Source organism: Paenarthrobacter sp. NPDC057981, from assembly GCF_042886835.1.
Classification (GTDB): domain Bacteria; phylum Actinomycetota; class Actinomycetes; order Actinomycetales; family Micrococcaceae; genus Arthrobacter.
The window spans coordinates 41,565-62,041 of the sequence record NZ_JBHVQI010000006.1 but is presented as its reverse complement, the minus strand read 5'-3'; the positions used below and the strand labels follow the sequence as shown (position 1 = coordinate 62,041).

The 20,477-nt window shown below is 62.8% G+C and carries 19 protein-coding genes; 8 read left to right on the top strand and 11 right to left on the bottom strand.

From position 1 onward, the window contains the following. Positions 1-1,260, top strand: a complete 1,260-nt coding sequence (locus ACFVSI_RS08415; protein ID WP_387821870.1) for a glycoside hydrolase family 26 protein — start codon at positions 1-3, stop codon at positions 1,258-1,260. A 77-nt stretch (positions 1,261-1,337) separates the two neighbouring features. Here ACFVSI_RS08415 and ACFVSI_RS08410 read toward each other — a convergent pair whose 3' ends face one another. Then, entirely contained in the window at positions 1,338-1,967 is a 630-nt protein-coding gene (locus ACFVSI_RS08410; RefSeq protein ID WP_306843663.1) for a YitT family protein, read from the bottom strand. A 61-nt stretch (positions 1,968-2,028) separates the two neighbouring features. On the opposite strand from ACFVSI_RS08410, the gene ACFVSI_RS08405 reads away from it, so the two are divergent. Further along, the gene (locus ACFVSI_RS08405; RefSeq protein WP_387821866.1) at positions 2,029-3,477 is read left to right on the top strand and encodes a PLP-dependent aminotransferase family protein; all 1,449 of its coding nucleotides are present in this window, start codon (positions 2,029-2,031) and stop codon (positions 3,475-3,477) included. 73 nt (positions 3,478-3,550) lie between these two features. On the opposite strand, the gene ACFVSI_RS08400 is transcribed toward ACFVSI_RS08405, so the two are convergent. Next, positions 3,551-4,045 (bottom strand): DUF4188 domain-containing protein, encoded by a 495-nt coding sequence (locus ACFVSI_RS08400; protein ID WP_387821863.1) that lies wholly within the window; start codon positions 4,043-4,045, stop codon positions 3,551-3,553. Between the two features lie 75 nt (positions 4,046-4,120). On the opposite strand from ACFVSI_RS08400, the gene ACFVSI_RS08395 reads away from it, so the two are divergent. Next, positions 4,121-4,696, top strand: a complete 576-nt coding sequence (locus ACFVSI_RS08395) for a TetR/AcrR family transcriptional regulator (protein WP_387821860.1) — start codon at positions 4,121-4,123, stop codon at positions 4,694-4,696. A gap of 30 nt (positions 4,697-4,726) precedes the next feature. On the opposite strand, the gene ACFVSI_RS08390 is transcribed toward ACFVSI_RS08395, so the two are convergent. Beyond that, the gene (locus ACFVSI_RS08390; protein WP_387821857.1) at positions 4,727-5,419 is read right to left on the bottom strand and encodes an SRPBCC domain-containing protein; all 693 of its coding nucleotides are present in this window, start codon (positions 5,417-5,419) and stop codon (positions 4,727-4,729) included. Then, entirely contained in the window at positions 5,412-6,062 is a 651-nt protein-coding gene (locus ACFVSI_RS08385; RefSeq protein WP_387821855.1) for an ArsR/SmtB family transcription factor, read from the bottom strand. The genes ACFVSI_RS08390 and ACFVSI_RS08385 overlap by 8 nt, the downstream gene beginning before the upstream one ends. A gap of 171 nt (positions 6,063-6,233) precedes the next feature. Between ACFVSI_RS08385 and ACFVSI_RS08380 the strand changes: the two genes are divergently transcribed. Beyond that, complete coding sequence (locus tag ACFVSI_RS08380; RefSeq protein WP_387822107.1) at positions 6,234-7,166, top strand: RluA family pseudouridine synthase; 933 nt, start codon at positions 6,234-6,236, stop codon at positions 7,164-7,166. A 68-nt stretch (positions 7,167-7,234) separates the two neighbouring features. Here ACFVSI_RS08380 and ACFVSI_RS08375 read toward each other — a convergent pair whose 3' ends face one another. Continuing rightward, positions 7,235-7,774: an O-acetyl-ADP-ribose deacetylase gene (locus ACFVSI_RS08375; protein ID WP_387821852.1), complete on the bottom strand. Its 540-nt coding sequence runs from the start codon at positions 7,772-7,774 to the stop codon at positions 7,235-7,237. Positions 7,775-7,828: 54 nt separating this feature from the next. Between ACFVSI_RS08375 and ACFVSI_RS08370 the strand changes: the two genes are divergently transcribed. Next, entirely contained in the window at positions 7,829-8,479 is a 651-nt protein-coding gene (locus ACFVSI_RS08370) for a DedA family protein (RefSeq protein WP_387821849.1), read from the top strand. Here the strand turns inward: ACFVSI_RS08370 and ACFVSI_RS08365 are convergent. The 4 genes from ACFVSI_RS08365 to ACFVSI_RS08350 form a co-directional block, all read right to left on the bottom strand. Continuing rightward, positions 8,476-8,781 (bottom strand): hypothetical protein, encoded by a 306-nt coding sequence (locus ACFVSI_RS08365; protein ID WP_144661514.1) that lies wholly within the window; start codon positions 8,779-8,781, stop codon positions 8,476-8,478. The two genes, ACFVSI_RS08370 and ACFVSI_RS08365, sit on opposite strands and share 4 nt — an antisense overlap. A gap of 103 nt (positions 8,782-8,884) precedes the next feature. Beyond that, positions 8,885-11,683, bottom strand: a complete 2,799-nt coding sequence (ppc, locus tag ACFVSI_RS08360) for a phosphoenolpyruvate carboxylase (protein WP_387821846.1) — start codon at positions 11,681-11,683, stop codon at positions 8,885-8,887. Between the two features lie 158 nt (positions 11,684-11,841). Further along, positions 11,842-12,747, bottom strand: a complete 906-nt coding sequence (locus tag ACFVSI_RS08355) for an ATP-grasp domain-containing protein (protein ID WP_387821843.1) — start codon at positions 12,745-12,747, stop codon at positions 11,842-11,844. Positions 12,748-12,770: 23 nt separating this feature from the next. Next, positions 12,771-14,234 carry a sigma-70 family RNA polymerase sigma factor gene (locus tag ACFVSI_RS08350; protein ID WP_387821840.1) on the bottom strand — a complete coding sequence of 488 codons (1,464 nt, stop codon included), beginning with the start codon at positions 14,232-14,234 and terminating at the stop codon, positions 12,771-12,773. Positions 14,235-14,469: 235 nt separating this feature from the next. On the opposite strand from ACFVSI_RS08350, the gene ACFVSI_RS08345 reads away from it, so the two are divergent. Both ACFVSI_RS08345 and ACFVSI_RS08340 read left to right on the top strand, forming a co-directional pair. Beyond that, positions 14,470-15,252 (top strand): hypothetical protein, encoded by a 783-nt coding sequence (locus ACFVSI_RS08345; RefSeq protein WP_387821838.1) that lies wholly within the window; start codon positions 14,470-14,472, stop codon positions 15,250-15,252. Between the two features lie 244 nt (positions 15,253-15,496). Continuing rightward, a complete protein-coding gene (locus tag ACFVSI_RS08340; RefSeq protein WP_387821835.1) occupies positions 15,497-16,324 on the top strand; it encodes a DUF1684 domain-containing protein in 828 nt (275 codons plus the stop codon). Here the strand turns inward: ACFVSI_RS08340 and ACFVSI_RS08335 are convergent. Together ACFVSI_RS08335 and ACFVSI_RS08330 are read right to left on the bottom strand one after the other, a co-directional pair. Then, positions 16,321-17,592 (bottom strand): acyl-CoA dehydrogenase family protein, encoded by a 1,272-nt coding sequence (locus ACFVSI_RS08335; protein ID WP_387822104.1) that lies wholly within the window; start codon positions 17,590-17,592, stop codon positions 16,321-16,323. The genes ACFVSI_RS08340 and ACFVSI_RS08335 overlap by 4 nt on opposite strands. Further along, positions 17,592-18,383: an SDR family NAD(P)-dependent oxidoreductase gene (locus tag ACFVSI_RS08330; RefSeq protein WP_387821833.1), complete on the bottom strand. Its 792-nt coding sequence runs from the start codon at positions 18,381-18,383 to the stop codon at positions 17,592-17,594. The genes ACFVSI_RS08335 and ACFVSI_RS08330 overlap by 1 nt, the downstream gene beginning before the upstream one ends. Before the next feature lie 214 nt (positions 18,384-18,597). On the opposite strand from ACFVSI_RS08330, the gene ACFVSI_RS08325 reads away from it, so the two are divergent. Beyond that, a complete protein-coding gene (locus ACFVSI_RS08325) occupies positions 18,598-20,472 on the top strand; it encodes an ATP-dependent endonuclease (protein ID WP_387821832.1) in 1,875 nt (624 codons plus the stop codon). Positions 20,473-20,477: the final 5 nt, after the last annotated feature.

Below are 20,477 nucleotides of genomic sequence, written 5' to 3'. Positions count from 1 at the left end.
ATGGCCCGGACATCCACAATGATGCCGAACCCGTCCCGGCAGAAAGCAACGCCTCCCACCTTCGCCGGCCATCCCAACCGCAAACGCCGACGCGCGAGCCTGCTGGTCCCCTTGCTCGTGACAGCCCTGGCGGCTACCGGGCTGGGCTTCGCCTCCAAGGAAGTAGTCCCGATCGTCCAGGCAATATCGCTGTGCAAAGCCGGTGACGCGGCAGCGATCATCCCCAAAGACGGCGTACTCATGGGGGTAAACCTGGACTGGCACTCCGAAACCCTTGCCGAGCACACACAGAATTTGGGGCACAATCCCGCGGTGGTGGTGCAGTTCTCCGACATCCCCTACGACGACGAAACGTGGTCGCACACCACCAACGCCGTCACCCAGGTCCGTGCCGCGGGCGGCGTGCTGCTCCTGACGCTTGAGCCGCACGGCGGCTTGGCGACCATGAGCGACGAAGTCATCGACAAGCTGGCCACCGACTTACGCGCCATCAACGATCAGGGGACGCCCGTCGTCGTACGCTTTGCGCACGAGATGAACGGTTCCTGGTACGCCTGGGGCCAGCAGCCAATCCGCTATGTGGAAGTATTCCGCAAGGTGGCCGCTGCAGTGCATACCAAGGCGCCGGGCACGTCCATGATGTGGGCGCCGAACTACGGGGGCGGCTATCCGTTCACCGGCGGCCAGTACGCGGCCCGTCCGGGCAGCCCGGATTTCGCCGTGCTGGACACCGACCACGACGGCACCCTCACCATGGCCGATGACACCTACGCGCCCTACTACCCGGGGGATGACGCAGTGGACTGGGTGGGCGTCTCGCTGTATCACTGGGGGAACCAGCGACCCTGGGGCAACAACGACATCGCCGAGCCCGGAAAATTCCTGGCCATGCTCACGGGAACGTACAACGGCACGGCCGGCAACGACAGTCCGGTGCCCGATTTCTACCAGGTGTACGGCGTCGACCATAACCGTCCGGTGGCCATCCCGGAGACAGCGGCGATCTTCACTCCCGCCCGCAACGGGGCGTCGGAACTGGACGTCAAGCGCACCTGGTGGCGCCAGGTCTTCTCCGCCGAAACCCACCAAAAGTATCCGCAATTGAAAATGATCAACTGGTTCGAGTGGAAGAAGTACGAGATCGAGATTAACGACGACGTCGACTGGAGGAGCGCTGGATCGCCCGCCATCCGGGACGCGCTGGCTCAGGACCTGCCGGATTGGTTGCGGTACGGCGAGGATTTGGAGGCGTGCCGCTAGGGGCAGCTCGGCTGTTGGAGGCGGCGAGGGCGTTACTGGCAGTCCGGCCTCTCGATGGGTGCCATCAAGGACTAGGTTCAGGCAGCGGTTGCGGCCTCCACGGCTTCCGTGGGGGCCGTCGCCTTTGTCCGTTCGGGCACCATGAACCTTGGCAGGAGCACTTGCACGATCGGGCCAATTGCCAGTGCGTACACCACAGTCCCGACGCCAACGGAACCGCCCAGCAGGAAGCCAACAGCAAGGACAACCACTTCAATTCCGGTGCGGACCAGCCGCACCGACCATCCTGTACGCCGGACAAGGCCTGTCATGAGGCCATCGCGGGCGCCGGGGCCAAGACGGGCACCGATGTAGCAGGCCGAAGCGATGCCGTTAAGGATCACTGCGCCGGCAAGCATGGCGATCTGTCCACCGAGATGCGAGAACTCCGGGATAAGCCACAGGCCAAGGTCCGCGAAGAGGCCCACCAGAACAGCGTTGGCAATGGTTCCTACGCCCGGCATCTGTCGCAGGGGAATCCAGAGCAGCAGCACCAGGAAGCTGACCGCGATGACCACGACGCCAATGCTGTAACCGGTCTTGCCGGCCAGCCCCTGGTGGAAAACGTCCCAGGGGTCCAAACCTAGCCCCGCCCGGATGAACATGGCCAGGGAGATTCCGTACATTGCCAGGCCGATCAGGAGTTGCGTGATTCTGCGGGTCATCATGATGTCCATCGTCCAGCAGAACTGGCCTTGTATTCCATAGCCAGTTTGGAATACTGGTCTGATGGCCCCGACACTGAATCCCACCGCGCTGCTTCGCCTCCTGGGGCACTGGAACACCGGCGCCCTGCCCGCGTACCGTGAGCTTGCCGACGTCGTGCGTTTGCTGGTGATGGACGGCCGCATCCCGCTGGACGTCGCGCTGCCCAGCGAGCGCGCTCTTGCACAGTCACTGGGCGTCAGCCGGACGACCGTCACGGCGGCGTATGCGAGCCTCCGCGAGCAAGGTTTCCTCACGGCGGGTCAAGGCAGCCGCGGGCGGACCTGCATCCCCCACCGCACCGCCCCTGCGAGCATGCCTGGCCTGGCCGCCCCGGAAGGGCTCCTGGATCTGGCCTACGCTTCGTTGCCTGCGGCCGGTGAAGCAGTCCACCGCTCGTTCGCTGACGCGCTCACGGAACTTCCGGCGCTCCTGCCGGGGTTCGGGTACGACGCCTTGGGCGTCACTGCCTTGCGCGAAGCGATCGCGGACAAGTACTCGGCCGACGGCGTGCCGACCACCCCCGGGCAAATCCTGGTCACGTCCGGGGCTCAGCACGCGCTCAACATCGTGCTGCGTACCCTGGCCGGCAAGCAGGACCGGGTCATGGTGGAACACCCCACGTATCCCAACGCACTGGACGCCATTCGCGCTGCGGGATGCCGGATCCTGCCTGTGGCCCTGCCGCCGGACACCACTCCCGCCTGGGACATCGACGCGATGGTGGCAGCCATGAGCCAACAACGGCCCGCAATGGCCTACCTGGTTCCGGACTTCCACAACCCGACGGGACGCATCATGTCCGACCTCCAGCGGCGGAGGCTGGCACGCGCGGCCGCCGCCGCGGGCACGGTGCTGGTGGTGGATGAGACGCTGCGTGGCCTAAACCTCGATGGCGTACGCACCTCCCCGATGTCTGCGTTCAGTCCCGCTGTGGTTTCGGTCGGGTCGCTCAGCAAGTCCCACTGGGCCGGCCTGAGGACCGGTTGGATACGCGCGGACGAGGCACTGATCCCGCGGCTGATCGCGACGAGAACAGTGATGGACCTGGGCGGACCCGTCGTGGAACAGCTAGCCGCAGCGCGCCTGGTCAGGTCGTTTTCCGAACCACTTGAAGCCCGCCTTGGAGAGCTCCGCCGCAACCGGGAGTCGTTGCTGGGTCTGCTTGGGCAACACCTTCCAGAGTGGGACGTGGAAAGGCCGCAAGGTGGCCTGACTGTGTGGTGCCGGCTGCCGAGCCCCTGCAGCACAGCCCTCACGGTGCTGGCTCCCGATTTCGGCGTGCGCTTGGCGGCGGGTCCGCGCTTCGGCGTGGGCGGGGCATTCGAGCACTACCTCCGCGTCCCGTTCACCCTGGCCCCTGAGCAACTCGAGGTTGCCGTCCTGGCCTTGCGTGCCGCCCAAGAGAAGCTCGACAGTTCTCCCCAACTGCGCCGGACCCTCAAGCCTGGGCGCCCGGCCGCCGTCGCCTAACCGGCCGCCGTCGCCCCCCAACTAGGGGACAGCTCTTGCTCCAATGAGGCTCCGTAGCGACGTTTGCTGTCCCCTAGTTGGGTGAGGTGGCCGCTGAACGCATCCGCTGCTTTGCGGTGTTGGTGCCTGGGCCAACCGGAACATGCGATGTCGCCTTCGCCAGTCCGAAGGCCGGCATGCCGTTGTACACCACTTCAATACCCGACGTCGGCACCTGGTACGTTTCGTGCCAGACGCCCACATCGCCGCTGCCTGCGATCTCCTTCATGAACTTCCGCCACGGCCCAAGGTGGGGCGAATCCCGGTCCGCAGCAAAGCGCCTCAGGTGCTCCGGGCTTTCCCAATAGCTCACGATGATCGTGGTGCGCCCGAACCACTGCTCACTGCCGAGAAGCCCCGCGTCCGGATTGGTGGCCAAGTGCTGCATCATCGCGGGCATGGCCGAGGCGACCTGGGCCACGCGGCCAATCTTCCACCACCTGTTGGCCCGCATACCGATGAGGAACACGGTCACTTCGCCGCGCCCCACGTCCGCCGTAAAGCGTCCGGGGAAGATCTCCTGTGCCATGGCAATCCTTTGTTCGTGGATGTAACCCAGTTTCGTAACACGGTTATAAAACGATGTTATGAAACAATGGGAGGCATGGCAAGACCCATCGTCCACGACCACCTGGTCCAGCAACGGCTTCTGGCAGTCACCGCCGATCTCGTCGACCGGGACGGCCCCGCCCGCGTCACGTTGCGCGACGTCGCATCCGCCGCGGAAACCTCGACGTCGGCCATCTACTCGCTCTTCGGCGGCAAGGCCCAGCTGCTGACGGCGGCCATCGACGATGGCTTCCGCTCGTTCGGCGAATCCCAGCGCGAGGCGGCGGCGGGCGGACTGCCGAATCTCGGCCGGGCCTATCGCACGTGGGCCTTGGAGCATCCGGCCCTGTACCGGCTCATGTTCGGCGGCGCTCTGGCGTCCTATGTTGAATGCAGCCCGACGCCGGATGTCGCCTCCGACTCGATGCTCCCCCTTGTTGAGGCGGTCACCTCAGCGCAGGAGGCCGGAAGGCTCCGGGCCGGGGACCCCATAGTGGTCGCGATGGCCATCTGGGGCCAGGTCCACGGCCTGGTAAGCCTGGAGCTGGCACAAATGAACCAGCCGGACACAGACTGGGCGGCCATCTACGATGCCGCCCTTGAAGGAGTGGCCCGCGCCTGGGCCCCCTAAGGAACCCAGGCGCGGGAACGGGTCCGGACCCTACGCGTACACCTTCTCCAGGAACGCACCCCAGCTTTTCGCGGTCAGCTCCGAGTCTCCTGAACCACTGAAGTCGTGCACGGTCATCCCCACGGGAGCACCAAAGACATTGCGGCCGAAGAACCGGTACATCGCATCCGCGGTCCGCAAGCCGAGGAAGTTCCCATCCGAGAAGTCCACTTCTCCACTCAGCCGCCCAACGCCGTCGAGCTCCAAGTCAACAGCAGTCCCGGCAGCGGTTCCATCAACCCCCAGAGCCTTCTTCAGCTGAACGAAACCATCCGGCGTTTGCGACGACGCAGGCGCCTGGATGTCCGTGAATGTCACGGGCTTGCCGTCGAAGAACTGCAAGTACTGGCCCAAGGTGTGCAGGTAGAAGCGGGTGTGCTTGCTGGCGCCGTCGTACTGCTCGTCCCAGTTGTCGGCGAAGATCCCGCTGTGCACGTAATGCAGCTTGGCGCGCCCACCTTCGAGCGGCTCCAGAACGTGCTCGAGTTGGTTGAACCAGCCGTCGGGGCCGTCCATGCGCGACACCAGATGCGTGGGGTACTCTTCCACCGTCCGCACGGCGGGCCACTGGTCCGTGGGGAACATCCAGGCCGGCGTGTCTGCGGTGACGGCGTTCCACACGCGCTCGGGGGTGCCGGGCAGCTCGGTATCGGCCACGATTTCGAATTTCCGGTTGTCAGTCATTGCTTTGGTCCTTGTCTGCTGAAGGTTCCCCTGCGGGAGCGGTTTGTGGTGTGGTTTTCAGGGCGGGATGAAGGACGACGACGAGCCGGTGCTTGCGTCCGCCACCCGCCTGGGCGGCAGGACCGGCGTCGTGGTATTTATCCACCAGGCGCGTCACCGCCACCCCGAGTTCCTCTGCGAACGCGGCGCGTTCCGCGGCGGAGCGGAAGGTGATCTGGCCGTCGATCGCGAAGCTGGCCAGCTTTTTCTTGGCTGCGGCAGCGCCGGAAATGAGCTTGCCCATCTCCTGGACAGTGCGTGAAGCGAGCGCCAGCAGCCAAAACGCGGAGAAGCGGTCCGCGAAACGCCGTGGATCCGGCGCAACGGAGGCCAGCGCCGTCGGCGAGATCAGGTAGGACGCCGCCGTCGCACGCAGTACGCGCTCGGTGACGTTGCCCTTGCGGCGCTCCTCCACCAGTTCCACCAAGCCATGACGCTCCAAAGCCTTGAGGTGGTAGTTCACTTTCTGCCGCGGCAGGCCGACCTTGGCGGCCAACTGTGTCGCCGATGCCGGCTCCACCAGCTCCTGGAGGATGCGTGTTCGGATGGGGTCCAGCGAAGCTTCCGCTGCTGCCGCGTCCTCGATCACTTCGATGTCCAACATGCTTCAAGTATGCCTACCGACAAATTTTCTTGTCAAGAACTTTTTTGTGTTCGGAGGTTCCTCCCGTTGCGAGGCCCGCTCTGCGCCCTACGAGCCTCGAATAGGGCGCAAAGCGGGCCCCACAACGCAGACAAAGTAGACGCAACGCCAGCAACGTAGAATTGTCCGGTGATGCAATCCCCCCTCCCCGTGCGTGACGGCGTGAACGCCACCCGCCTCCGCCTCCCGGACGAGGGCCCCTGGGACACTGCGATGGACTACATGATGCATCGTTGGGGACACATCGACCCCCAGGGCATCGAGGACCGTTTTGACGCCGGTGAAATCGTGGGCGAAGGCGGCGTACCCCTGACGCGGACCACCAAGCTGGAGGACCACACCTTCATCTGGTACTACCGCACGCTGCCCCCGGAAACCCGCTTGCCCGTGGAAATCACCATCCTCCACCAGGACGAGCACATCCTCGTTGTGGACAAGCCGCACTTCCTGCCCACCACCCCGGGCGGCACCTACATTCAGGAATCGGCGCTGGTCCGGCTCCGGAACCAGCTGGATCTGCCGGACCTCATCCCCATGCACCGCTTGGACCGGATGACCGCGGGCCTGCTGCTCCTCTCCACCAACCCGGAGACACGGGGCAAGTACCAGGTGCTCTTCGAAAAGCGCCAGGTCCAGAAGGAATACGAGTGTGTGTCCGCCGCGACGCCCGCCGCCGGCTATCCCGACGTCGAATTCCCCGCCACGGTCCGCAACCGCATGACCAAGTCGCGCAGCTACCTGCTGGCCGAAATCATCGACGGCGAACCGAACGCGGAGACGCGCATAGAACAGACAAAAACGTTCGACGCCGGCACTCAGCGGCGCGCCCTCTACCGGCTGGAACCCCACACCGGCAAGACGCACCAGCTGCGGGTGCACATGGCCTCACTCGGCCTGGGAATCGTCAACGACGCCTTCTACCCGGAGCTGCTGGACAAGGCCCCGGACGACTACAGCAAGCCGCTCCAACTCCTGGCCCGCGGGATCACGTTCGTGGACCCCATCACCAAGAAGCCCGTGGAGTACCGGAGCCAACTGGAACTCAGCGAAGCCCACCCCTCCTGAAGCAACGCGGGGTCAGATATGGCCCATGATTGGCCGCAACACGGGCCATAAGTGACCCCGCGTTGCTTTCAGCGGTCAAAGGCTGAGCGGAAGACCGCCGTCGTGTCCTCCGAGAACAGCACAAACTCCACCAACTCCAGCGGGCTGTCCTGCGTTTCACCTACCGCAACAGACGACGCAAACTGATCAACGGCGTCGAACGCTACCTCCGCAACCTGGCGGGCGTCCCAACCGTAAATACCGGCGCTGATCGCGGGAAAGGCAACCGACCGGGCACCCAGGCCGGCAGCCACCACCAGGCTCTCGCGGAAGCAGGAGCCCAGCAGCGCCGGGTCGGTCTGTCCGGCGTGCCGGTTCGGTCCCACCGTGTGGATCACCCACTGCGCCGGGAGCCTGAAACCTGGCGTCGCGACGGCGGCCCCCACCTGCAGTCCGCCGGGCAATTGGGTGCGGCGCAATTCGCGGCAAGCCTCCAAAAGCTCCGGTCCGGCGGCCCGGTGAATGGCGCCGTCCACTCCCCCGCCGCCGAGCAGCGACGCATTGGCCGCATTGACGATTGCGTCCACTGAACGGGTGGTGATGTCCCCCTGCAGGATGTCGATGCGCATGCCCACAGTCTCGCGTCCGAGCGGCGGACCCGGCAAGTGCGGTAATTTGTGCGCATGGACATCACCGCCCCGGAGACCTGGGGATCCGCAATCTACCTGTGGATCGTCCCCATTGTGCTGGGCGATGCCATCTTCCCGCCGATCCCCTCCGAGATGGTGGTCATCACCGGCGGAGCGCTCGCAGCAGACGGGCATGCCAACTTCTGGCTGATCCTTTTCCTCGCCGCGTTCGCTTCCTGGCTCGGCGACATGGCGGTGTTCATGCTCTTCAAGCGGAGGATCAGCCACGTCCTGGACCGCTGGTCGTGGGGCCGCCGCGTTCACCGCGGTATCCATGAAGCGATCGCCAAAGCGGGGCGTTCGTCCACCTACGGCGCCATCATCGGCGCGCGGTTCATCCCGGGCGGCCGGCTGGCGACGTCGGCGGCAGCCGGAATCGCCAACGTCTCCATCCGCGGATTCGGTTTTTGCGCGAGCCTCGGCGGCGTCCTGTGGGCGGTGTGGCAAGTGGGACTGGGCTACTTCACCGGCTCGGCTACCAAGCTCCCGTTCTGGGCCAGCTCGCTCATCGGGGTGGGCGTCGGCTTGGTGATCGGCGTGGTGGTAGGCCTGATCGTCACACGGCGGCGCGGGTCCCGCTCTCCGGTGGATGAGCCGTTCGACGCCGACGGGCCCGGCAGCGTTGCGCGACCGGAAGAAAGCTAGACCGGCGACCAGCGGCCACGGCTGCGGCGCAGCACGTACAGGCTGCCGGTAACAGCAACACGTTCGACGGCGTCGCGCATCATGGCGGCAGATGTCAGGGCATCGTCGTTCTCACCTGCGTAATCGCGGTCATTCACCGTGAAGCGCAGGCTGATCTGCGGAACGCCGCCCACGATGTCCAACTGGTTGGATTCAACATGGTGGCGGGTTTCCAGGGCCTCGATCGCCGCGGCCATGACGGACTCCGGAGCGTTTCCCGGTTTGAGGCCAGTGATCTTCAGCTTGGTTTGGAACGACGGCATCCCACCACCCTAACGCTCTCTCACATTCCACCCCCTTGAACCGATCCCTCCCTCATCGGGTGAGGGAGGGATCCGATTTATCCCGGGGGATGTGACCGAGGGTCTAGCCGGTGTTGCGCAGGCCGGCCGCCACACCATTGACGGTGATGAGCATGGCCCGCTGCAGCCGCTCGTCGATTTCGGCGCCGGAGACGGACTCCTCGCGGACACGGCGGAGAAGTTCCACCTGCAGGTAGCTGATCGGGTCCAGGTACTGGTCCCGGATCTCCAAGGAACGCTTCAGCGTTGGCTGGGCGTCCAGCAACTCGATCTCGCCGGTAAGCCGTTCCACCTCAGCCACCGTGAGCTCGTACTCATCCCGAATCATGTGGAACAAGCGGTGCAGTTCCTCCGGGACCAGCGAGGAAACGTAGTGTCCCGCGATTTCCATGTCCGTTTTGGCCAGGGTCATCTCAACGTTGGAGATGACCGAGCGGAAGAAGTGCCAGCGGTCCATCATCTCGCTGAGCTGCCCGGTGTCGCCGGCCTCGCGGGCGGCCTTCAATCCGGAGCCAACTCCGAACCAGCCCGGCACGATCTGGCGGGACTGCGTCCACCCGAAGACCCACGGAATGGCGCGCAGGCCACCGAGTCCTGCGCCGGAGTCCGGACGCTTGGACGGCCGCGATCCGATGTTGAGGGAACCGAGCTGCTCCACCGGAGTTGAGGACAGGAAGTAGGCCGGGAGGTCGGGATCGTCGATGAGCTCGCGGTAGCGGGCAAACGCGGCGTCGGAAATGGTCTCCATGACGTTGGCGTAGCGTTCACGCTCGTCTTCGGAGGTCCGGGGGGTGCGGTGCAGTGCCGAGCCCTGCATGACTGCGGCCAGTGAAAGCTCAAGGTTTTCCCGGGCAAGGTCGGGCAAGGAGTACTTGTCGGAGATGACTTCGCCCTGCTCGGTGAACTTGATTTCCCCTTCAAGGACACCGTTCGGCTGGGCCATGATGGCGTCGTAGGTGGGTCCGCCGCCACGGCCCACGGAACCACCGCGGCCATGGAACAAGCGGACGCGCACGCCATGCTTGGCAGCAACATCGCGCAGCTTCCGCTGGGTCTTGTGAATCTCCCACTGGCTGGTCATCACGCCGGATTCCTTGTTGGAGTCCGAGTAACCGAGCATGATTTCCTGGATGTCCCCACGGAGACGGACCAGCTCACGGTAGGAGGGATCGGACAACAACTGGTCCACGATCTCCGCCGAGGCACGCAGTTCTTCCACGGTTTCCAACAACGGAGCGAAACCGATCTTGGCGTGGGGCTTTGCGCCGAAGAGATCGATCAGGCCGGCTTCGCGGGCCAACACTGCAGCGGCCAGGACGTCGTCGGCACCGCGGGTCATCGAGATGATGTACGTCTCCACCACGTCCGGGCCATAAGTGTGCAGTGCCTGCCGGATGCTGCGGAAGACGTCATAGGTGCCGTCAGCCGTTCCCTCAAGTTTGATCGGGTGGCCGGAAAGCGGCCTGCGCGACGCGAGCTCGGCGCCAAGGAATTCGAACCGCTCCTCACGGGTCAGGTCTCCGTACGGCTTTTCAGTTCCCAGCCGGTCCACCAGCTGCCCGACGGCGTCATGGTGGTAGTCGGCATGCTCACGGATGTCGAGGGTGGCCAGGTGGAGGCCGAAAGCGGCGATGGCCCGGCGGACGCGTGCCAGGGCACCGTCGGCCACCAGTCCCGCAGAGTGGTTCCGAAGCGAGGCTTCCAGAAGACCGAACTCGGCGAGCAGCTCCGGCGTCGTGGAGTAATCCCGGCCCGGCTCGTGATGGGTCGAGGCCGCGATACGCCGGCCCGTGTTGATGAGCTTTGCCTTGATGCACGTGAGCTTGAGCCGGTATGGTTCCTGGGCGTTCAGCTCAAGGATGCGTTTGTCCAGGCCCGGCAGGTTCTTCAGGTCGACCTCGATCGAGTCCAGCAACTCCTGGTCCGCACCGAACAGAGCGGTCGAGTTGGACAGGACAGAGATCAGGTCATCGATGAGCGCGATACCGATACGGACTGCGTTCTGGTTTTGGAGCTGCAGGATTTCGCGGGTCACTGCCGCCGTGACGTTCGGGTTGCCGTCGCGGTCTCCACCAATCCACGAACCGAAACGGAGCGGAGCGCCCGCGGCCGGGAGCTTCACGCCGTGCTCGGCCAGGAGCTCGGCGAGGTCTGTGAGCATCTCCGGCATGGCGTCCGTGAGAATGCTGTTCAGGTAATAGATCGCGTTGCGGGCCTCGTCCACAGGTGTGGGCCGGACCTTGCGCAGTTCGTCGGTCTGCCACATCTGGTCGATGATTTCGGACAGCTGACGGTCCTGGCGGCGACGGGCGGATGTCCCTTCCTCCGTCGGTTGGGCCAGGACATCCGAGAGCTTCCGGATCTTGTCCAGCACCGACCGTCGTGAAGCCTCGGTAGGATGCGCCGTGAAGATCGGACGGACGTCCAGCTCGTTGACGACGTCCTGCAGGACCTGGGGGCCCGCCTGTCCGGCGATCTCGGACACGGCCTTGGCCAGCCAGCCATCCTTCTCCTGGCGGGTACGGAGCCCGCGCACCCGGTGCACTTGTTCAGCAGCGTTGCTGAGGTGGAAGTAGAACGCGAACGCGCGGACAAGGTCGGTCGCCTGCTCCAGTGGCAGGGAGGCGAGCAATTCACGGACCTGGGCAACGACGTCGTGCGCGCTCCAAGGGCCCGTGGCGTCGGCGCCGCCCCGCGCTGCTTCCTTTGATTCCTTTGTCAGCAAGCGGACCTGCTCCACGAGTTCGAGCAGTTCGGGACCGTGCTGCCGGACCAGTGACTCCCCCAACAGGGTGGAAACGCGGCGCACATCGGCGCGCAGTTCTGCAGCGAGGTCGGTGTCTTGATGGGCAGTGTGAACCATGGATACATACCTTCGGGGAGAGGTTTGGCCCGTACACTGCGCTGGATACTGTGAGCCGGATTACTGTTGTTTCCTACGGGATCTTACCCGGACCCAACCCCAGCAAAGAATGCGTCTCAAAATTTGGCACCGGCTGTTGCGCCCGGCCGTAAAGTTATTTACGGCCCTCCCGCCACCTGGCTGACGGCGTAGGGCTTCATGGTGAGGTGCAGGAGCTCCGGCGCATACGCACTGTTCGGGCCGAACCGTGCATTGACTTCCAGGACTACCGGCGTTCCGTCAGGCATGCGCCGGATGTCCATATCAACAATCCCACTCAGGCCCAACGCCGCTGCCGCCGCTGCTGCGGTACTGGCGACGTCCGATGCCGACGACGGTTCAAGCCTCCTGAGCGAACCCGCACGTCCCCAACGCCCGTACTTCTGCTCAGCTTTTTCCAGCACAACCACCACGTGCCCACGATCTTCTTCTCCGCTTCGGTACACCATGGGCGCATACTCGGTTCCTGTTGCAAAGCGTTGGACAAGCCAGGAATCGTCCAGGGTACGCCAGATGCGTTCGGCGTTCCGGCCGCCGTCGGTGTGCCTTTCCAGGACCTGCACTCCCCGCCCGCCGCGGGACACGCGCGGTTTCACCACCAGCCATCCGCCCATCCTGGCCATCGCCTCATTCATGGAGCTGAAGTCTCCCGGCAATCCGAAATCAGGCACCGCTACGCCAACGTTGGCCAAGCACTTCATGGTCAGGTACTTGTCGGTCGCAATGGACACCGGTGCAGGTTCTGCAATCAGCATCTCCGCGCCTGGCGCAAAGTCCTTCCGGGCCGCAGCCGCGGCCACCAACTCCCCGCTGAGCGTCGGAATGACGACGTCGATGCCGTGGGCGGCCACGAGTCCGCGCAGTTCCCACAGGTAGCCGGGTGTGTCCACCGGCGAAACCACGGCCACGGCATCGGCTGCGGAACCATGGACCGGCCGCATATCGACGCCCAGAACCCAGTGTCCAAGGTCCCTGAGCTGACGTGACAGCGAAAGCCCTGTTGACCCACCGACACCTGTCACCATTACCCGTACCATCGCGACTCCCATCAGTATTTGCAGACAAAGTTGGCGGTCGTAAGACCAGTGCCACTGAGGGAGTAGCTGAGCAGGCCTCCGGCATTGGGCACTTTAGGCGACGATTCCAAATGAAAGTGGAGGCCGCTTCTCTGGACCAGATCCGTCACGCAGGACACCGCGCTGGAATTTATTGCCGAGCACGACCAGCCAGCGGGAGCCGCCACCGGCTGGGCTCCGATCAGGACATCGTTATCCAGCGCCAGGACAACCTTGCCGCTCCCCAGGGGTTCGGTTCCCGAGGCGGTGAAAGTGATGTCCCAGCTTGAAACGCTGGAGGTCTGTGACCCGTTACGATCCGTCGTGGTGACCCACTTTGCTGAACCGCTGACGGCTGCCAACGACGTCGTGCGCGGTTTGGGCGTGGTGGTCGCGGACGGCGTCGGGACTGGTGCGGGCGTGGCCTTCGGCTCCGGCGGGATGACAGGTACCGGTGGCTCTTCCACGGGTGCCGGAACTTCGACTGTGGGCGCCGTGGTGGTGCTCGGCGGCGGTGGGGGTGTCGACGGCCACGGACTCGTCTCCGGAGACACGGCGCCCGTTTCGACAGCCTGGGGCTCCTGCGGAGCATCGGGCACAATGATGTCCACGATTCCCACGGCACCCAGCACCAGTCCGACGGCGGCAGCCGTGGTGAGTGCCATGGCGCCCGGATGTGCCAAGGCGGGTACGGCAAGGAAACCCTTGACCGGCAAAATCCCGCCCAGCACCCCAAGCCCCGCACCTTTTCCCACCCATGCTGCCAACGGTATGCCCGTGATCAGGGGCAGGAGTACGGCACGCATGGTTCCCTGAACGTCTTTCAACTCAGCGAGGGCTGCCGTGCACTTGGCACAGCCCTCAAGATGCCTTCGAACCTTGAGCTCAGCACTGCGGGAAAGGCCGCCCCGGATGAAGGAGCCGAGCTTCTCAGCGAACTCTGCGCAGTTGCCATCAGTTTTTTCGGCAAGGTGGAACTGCAGGTACTGTCTCCGCAATCCTTCACGGGCGCGTACTGCCAAGGCGGAGACGGCATTGGCAGACAATCCCAGGATCGGAGCAACAGCCGCGGGCTTCATGCGTTCAACGTCCAAGTACCATAGGACCGCCTGCCATCGTTCGGGCAACGACCGGAACGCCCGCGCCACCGTGGTGGACTCGAAAGCCTCGACGACGGCGTCCGGCTCGGTCATGGTTTGGTCCAGTAAAGACTCATCGCCACTGGGAACCAGCCTGCCGCTCCTACGATTGTGCTGGTGCGACAACCTGGTCACTGTCGATAACAGATATGCCCGGAAAAAGGTGTCCGGCCCTTTGCCGGCCACCAGGCTCCGGAGCACCGATTGGAAGGCCTCGGCTACGACGTCTTCCGCATCGCCGGGGTTGTCCACATTACGTTTGGCAACGGTAGAGGCGATGGCTACGTGGCGCTCATAAAGGTGGTTAAAGGCGGACATGTCTCCGTTGCGCACCAGCTCAATCAGATGTCCGTCGTCGTTGACTCCACGGTTTGATGTGTTGCTCGAGCGTGACCCCCGTGCCATCTAAGCGCCCCCAAAACGTAATGAACCGTGCCCATATAGATGAGTGGGGGCCAGCTGGAAGTCGTGACGCGAATTTGTCCACAATGTTTACCAACGTTCTCTTGGAACTGTGTCGTCACGAAACGGCGTCGGTGGGCACTGTTCCGATATGACATCGTTCCGGACAAAGCCACTTGCCGAATGCGCCTTTCCGCGGCATCTTTTGCTGCGCCGGTGGCAAACCACCAGCTACCAGGCAGGCTGGCGGTTCCGCTCGGATTGGTTCCAGCCGGAGGTCCGGACGGTGGTAACGTCCCTCGCCACACGTGCCGTCGTTCCGGCAAACACGGCCAAGTCCCTGGGGGCTGCGCGGGCCAGGAATGGCGTAGGCATCAGCGAAACCATGATGGATTTCAGGGCCCTCTTCACGGCTGCGAATCAATCCCTGGACGTAGACGCCCTTCAGTCGCTGGCCGAGGGTTGGGCCGAGGCCGCCGAGTCCGCTCCGCCCATTTCCTGCACCGATGTTTACACGGGCTTGGCTACCAAGGCCCATTTCCAACGCCGGATCCACGAGGTATCGGGGTTCGCCACGGGGTGTCAAGGGGCGTACGCGCTGGCGGTCATCTCGATGCCCGACCCCCAGGGGAGCCGCAGCCATTGTTGGACCCAGCTGGCTCTCCTTGGAGCGGCCGTCAGAGGACAACTCAGCGGGACCGGAGCCACGGCCATGTACCAGGACTCCGCGGTCCACGTCCTCTTTCCCGTCAGCGAAGACAACGTGTCCAGGATGATGCAGTGCAAAACGGCCCTGGAAGCTGTTGAGGACGGCGCGCTCACACCAATCCGCATCGCGTTCTATCCTCTGGCATCCGATCCTGCGGCGGCGTCCGATGCTTCGGCGGTGTCCGCAGCAAAGGCCCCTGTAGTCTCCTTCTTCGAATCGAACTGAGGATCCACTGCGTCATGAAGTGCGGAGAACTGACACTGACTCTTTGATGGACCACCCCGGGGCTCTCCTGGCGTGCCATCACACGCGGCTCGCGCTGGCATGGGTTGGGGGCCAGCGCGAGCCGTTCCAAGCAGCCGTCCCGCGCCGCCGTTCCGTGTCGCCGTTCCGCAATGTCCGGGAATGCAACCCCCTGGTGCATGGTTGAGAGGAGTGCACACAGCGCGCCCTTCAGCCAAGGAGAACCATGAGCTCGCCAACCACAGCAACCGACCCCCTGCTCGCCCGTTGGGAGCGGTTCCGTGAGGGGCGGAATTCAGTCTTGGCCACCGAACACGGTTGGCTGACGTTGACGTCATTCCAGTGGCTCGCCCCGGAGCCGTCCCCGGTGGAGCTGGCGCCCGGCCTTTGGTCGACGGACGGGACAACGGCCTTCCTGACAGCCAAAGCCGAGGAGGGCCTCACGATCGTTGCCACCGGCGAGAACGTTGACGGAACCATCAGCGCGGTGCTCGAAGATGAAGAGTCGCTGATGTGGGTCCAGTACGGCGGTGCGGACGGCAAGCAGGTCGTGGTGGAATTGGCCATGCGCGCGGACAAGTACGCCATCCGCACCCGTGATGACGCCTCTCCTGTCCTGACGGAGTTCACGGCTGTGCCCACCTACGATTACAACCCCGAGTGGGTGGTCAACGGTCGCTTTGAGCCCTACGCGGAACCCCAGGATGTCCCCATCGGCACGGCCAACCCGTTGGTGGACGGCGTGCACCGTTCAGTGGGTGAGGTTGTCTTCCATGTCCCTGGCATCGGGCACGAGATCCGGCTCCATGCCGAGGCGGAAAAGCTTGGCGCGCTCAACGTCACTTTCCACGACGAAACCAACGGGGACACAACGGATGAGTGGCGCAAAGTCTTCATCCCCCGCCCCCGGCCCGACGGCTCAGTGGTGATCGATTTCAACCGTGCCATCAACTACCCGAGCGCCTTCACGCCGTATGGCACCTGCCCCATGCCCGTCCGGGGCAACTCGATCGATGTCCGGGTGGAAGCCGGGGAGAAGATCCCTGCGGCTTAGGCGATGGCGGACACGCCCGTCACGGCCCGGCCGGCGATCAGTGAGTTGATCTCATACGAGCCCTCGTAGGTGTAGATGGCCTCGGCATCTGCAAAGATTTTGGCCATCCGATAATCGCTGACGATCCCGTTCCCACCGAGGATGGACCGTCCGCGGGCCACGGTGTCGCGCATGCGGGCGCTGCAGTAGGCCTTGGCGAGCGCCACCTGGGCCATGTCCGCGCCTCCGTGCCGCTCTCCGTTGGCATCCGTGAATATGTCCTCTTGCAGCTGTGCGATGCGAACCATCATCCCCATGCTGGCCACTGCGTTTCCGAGCATTTCCACCAGGTTCTGTTGAACGAGTTGGAACCTCGCCAGCGGACGACCGAACTGCAAACGCTCGACGGCGTACTGCCGGGCGACGTCGAACGCCGCCAGTTGCTGGCCTACAGCCTGCCACGCCACCATGATGCGCGATCCCCGCAGCAGGTGGTTGGTGTCGGCAAAACTGCTGATACCTGAGAACCGGTCAGCCTCGGCAACGTGCACATCGTGGAAAACAATATCCGCGTTCTGCACTGTCCGGAGGGCTATCTTGTTCTCGATGCGGCTGCGGGTAATGCCGGGCAAGGACGCGTCCACGATGAAGGCCCGAATGGCTCCGTCGGCTTCGTCCTTGGCCCACACCAGCATGTAATCGCAGAACGTCCCGTTGCCGATCCAGCGTTTGGCGCCGTTGACCACCCAGTAGTCGCCGCCGTCGGACGCTGGCCTTTCCACCCGGCGGGCGGTGGTTTCCATGCCGCCTGCGACGTCGGAACCGTGGTCCGGTTCGGTGAGCGCGAAGGCGCCTGTGGTCCGGAGGTTCGAGGCGTCGTCGAGGTAGCGGTCCTGCTGGGCGTCACTGCCGAAGTCGTACAGGGACTCCACGAAGAGATCATGGTGGACCATGAAGAACGTCGCGATGGAAGTATCCACGCGCGTCATCTCGGCGATCACAAGTCCCGCGAACAGGTGCGTGTACCCGCGTTGGGCAGGGGCGCTGAGCCGCAGTGCGGCGAGCTTGGGCAGGATGTGCTCGGGGAATTCCGCCTTCTCCCACCATTGCCCGGCGTAGGGTGCGATCTCGGTGGCCAGGAAGGCCCGGAGTTCGTTGAGTTTCCGCTGTTCCTGGACACTGAGGAGCGATTCGAAATCGAAGAAATCCGCAGTGGGGAGGCCGGCTACCGAGACGGGGGCGGAACCGGCCGAGCCTACTGATGCGGGGCCACCGCTGTAGTCGCCCATCATTTGATTCCCATCCGGATGGCACCGTCGAGGCGGATGGTTTCGCCGTTCAACATGGCGTTTTCCACGATGTGTGCTGCGAGGTTGGCATATTCCGCGGCCCGGCCCAGGCGTGCCGGGTGGGGAACCTGCTGCCCCAGCGAGTCCTGGGCGGCTTGGGGAAGTCCGGCCATCATGGGGGTTTCAAAGATGCCCGGAGCGATGGTGGCCACGCGGATCAGCGAGCGCGCCAGCTCACGTGCCAACGGGAGCGTCATGGCAGCTACTGCCCCTTTGGAGGCTGCGTAGGCGGGCTGGCCGATCTGGCCTTCGAAGGCAGCCACGGATGCGGTGTTGATGATGACCCCACGCTCCGGACCACCCAGCTCTGTTGACACGGGTTCGGTTTCCGCCATCGCCGCAGCGGCAAGTCGGATCACGTTGAAGGTACCCACGAGGTTGATCTGGATGACCCTGTTGAAGGTCTCAAGGGGAAGCACGCCGTCCCGCCCAAGAACCTTGCCCGGCGTCGCAATACCGGCACAGTTGACCACGATGCGCAGGGGGCCCAGCGATGACGCCGTGTCGACGGCGGACTGGATCTGGGCCTCGTTGGTGACATCAGCCGGGGCGAAGACCGCCTTGCCGCCGACGCTCCGGGCGTTCAGTTCTGCCGCGTATGCCTCGCCCGCTGACTGGGGCAGATCCACCAGCACCACCGAGGCCCCGGCGTCGAACAGACGCTTTGCCGTGGCCGCTCCCAAACCCGAGGCGCCGCCAGTAACCAGGGCCACCGTGCCGTTGATGTCCATCCATCCTCCTTGATGCAGAACCTAAATCCGTTAATGCATGTTAACTGGAATTGTGATCCGGCGCACCCCGGAACGACTACCAGAGCATCGCTTACTACAGGCCCGCTTATGCACTCCGACCTGGGAGGAAGTCCAGTCGAGCCAATCCAGACGACTGGAGCGGATGTGGCATACCGTTACCACAACATATCCTCCGACTGAAAGGGTGCCCACAATGCGCTTCAAGTCCTTCGAATTTGAAAATTTTAAGGGTATCCAAGAAGCACGACTCGACCTGGAGGTGCGAGGCACTCGCCCAAGAATTTTCACGCTCGTAGGCCTGAACGAGAGTGGAAAAACCACCATCCTTGACGCCATTTATAACTTCATCCCCTCACGAGACGAGACAAGCGTAACCCCTCGCACCCTGGATGAAGAGGTCTTTGATGCCAGCGACCTAATCCCCATAGCCAAAAAAGCAAACTTTAACGGTAGCGTGAACATAAAGGCGATTTTGCAACTTGACGACACCGATGTCGTGGCGATTCGAAGAGAACTCAAGAAGCGCGATCAATACCAAATGAACAGCATATCGGATGAAATCAGTGTGAGGGTTAGCTATAACTTCACAAACAGCAAGTTCACGGAGCGGAAGACATACTGGGGTCCACTCAAAGCATCTGGCAAAGGTGAGCGCGCGAGAATATATAAGCCAATACAATCTCCGTCTAAAGAATGGCGGACAATCATCGATGTAGTCAACTCACGTATTCCCAAAATATGGTATTTTCCCAACTTTCTATTCGACTTTCCACAGCGCGTACTACTGAACCCCGCTGAAGCCAGCGACGAAAGTCGAACCAATAGACTTTATAGAGATCTTTTTCAGGACATTTTACATGCGACTGATGTAACTTTAGACATGCAGACGCATGTAATTGAAAGGGCGCTGTCCGATGATGTCGGGGACCATCGTCTACTTGATCAACTTGTCCTAAATCTCGGACGCGAAGTAACGAAGAGTGTTGTTTCAGCTTGGAATGACATGTTTGCTAGCAAGGAACTGACCGACAAGAAAGTGGTCTTGAAATGGATCGTTGAGGATGGAGAAATTTACCTCGAATTTCTCCTGGAAGACAATGATGGAATCTTCGCTATCAAGGACCGGTCCCTAGGATTCAGATGGTTCTTCGTCTATTTACTCCTGACTACTTATCGAGGTCAGAGGAGGAGCAACACGAGTGACATGGTCTTCCTCTTTGATGAGCCCGCGTCCAACTTGCACTCATCTGCTCAGGCTATGCTCCTTCAAAGCCTGGAGCGGCTCGCCCAAACTTCCGACATAATCTACACAACGCATAGCCCCCATCTGATAAACCCTACTTGGCTCAACAGCACATATGTCGTGGAGAATCGTGCAGTAATTGAGATGAATGGCACCAGTGCCGCAACTATTTCTACTCACACCGATATAGCTCTCGACCGATATGCAAACTTTGCAGCGCAAAATCCGAAGCGACGGGATTACTTTCAACCTGTCCTTGATGTTTTAGATTACCAGCCGTCAAAGCTTGAACTAGTTCCGGACGTCGTAATGGTCGAAGGTAAGGGAGATTATCAGCTTCTTCGCTATGCGAAGGAGGTTTTGCTTCCAAGCCAACCAGGGGATGAGAAACTATATTTGCTTCCAGGCACCGGCTCTGGATCACTTACGCAGATGATCCAACTTTACGTAGGCTGGTCTCGCAACTTCATCGTCTTACTCGATGGCGATTCAGCAGGAAAAAGTGCAAAGACCAAATACATTGCTCTATTTGGCGAGTGGATCTCTCCATTAATATTTACTCTATCGGAGGTCTCGGAGGATGCAACTGTAACCGCAGCCGAGAGTCTCCTGACACGAGAGACCCGGTTATCCGTTGAACAGTCGGCCAAGGATGATGTCGTGCGAACTACCAAGAAAGGATTCCAAACTGCGGTGGAGTATCTGTTGGCCTTGCGGAAGCCAGTCGAACTGGACGATGTTAGTCAAAATCGCCTCCAAAACGTCATCTCCGCCTTAGAAAAGACCTTGCGCGATATCGCTGTTGAACGCGGTAGTGAATTGTGATCCGG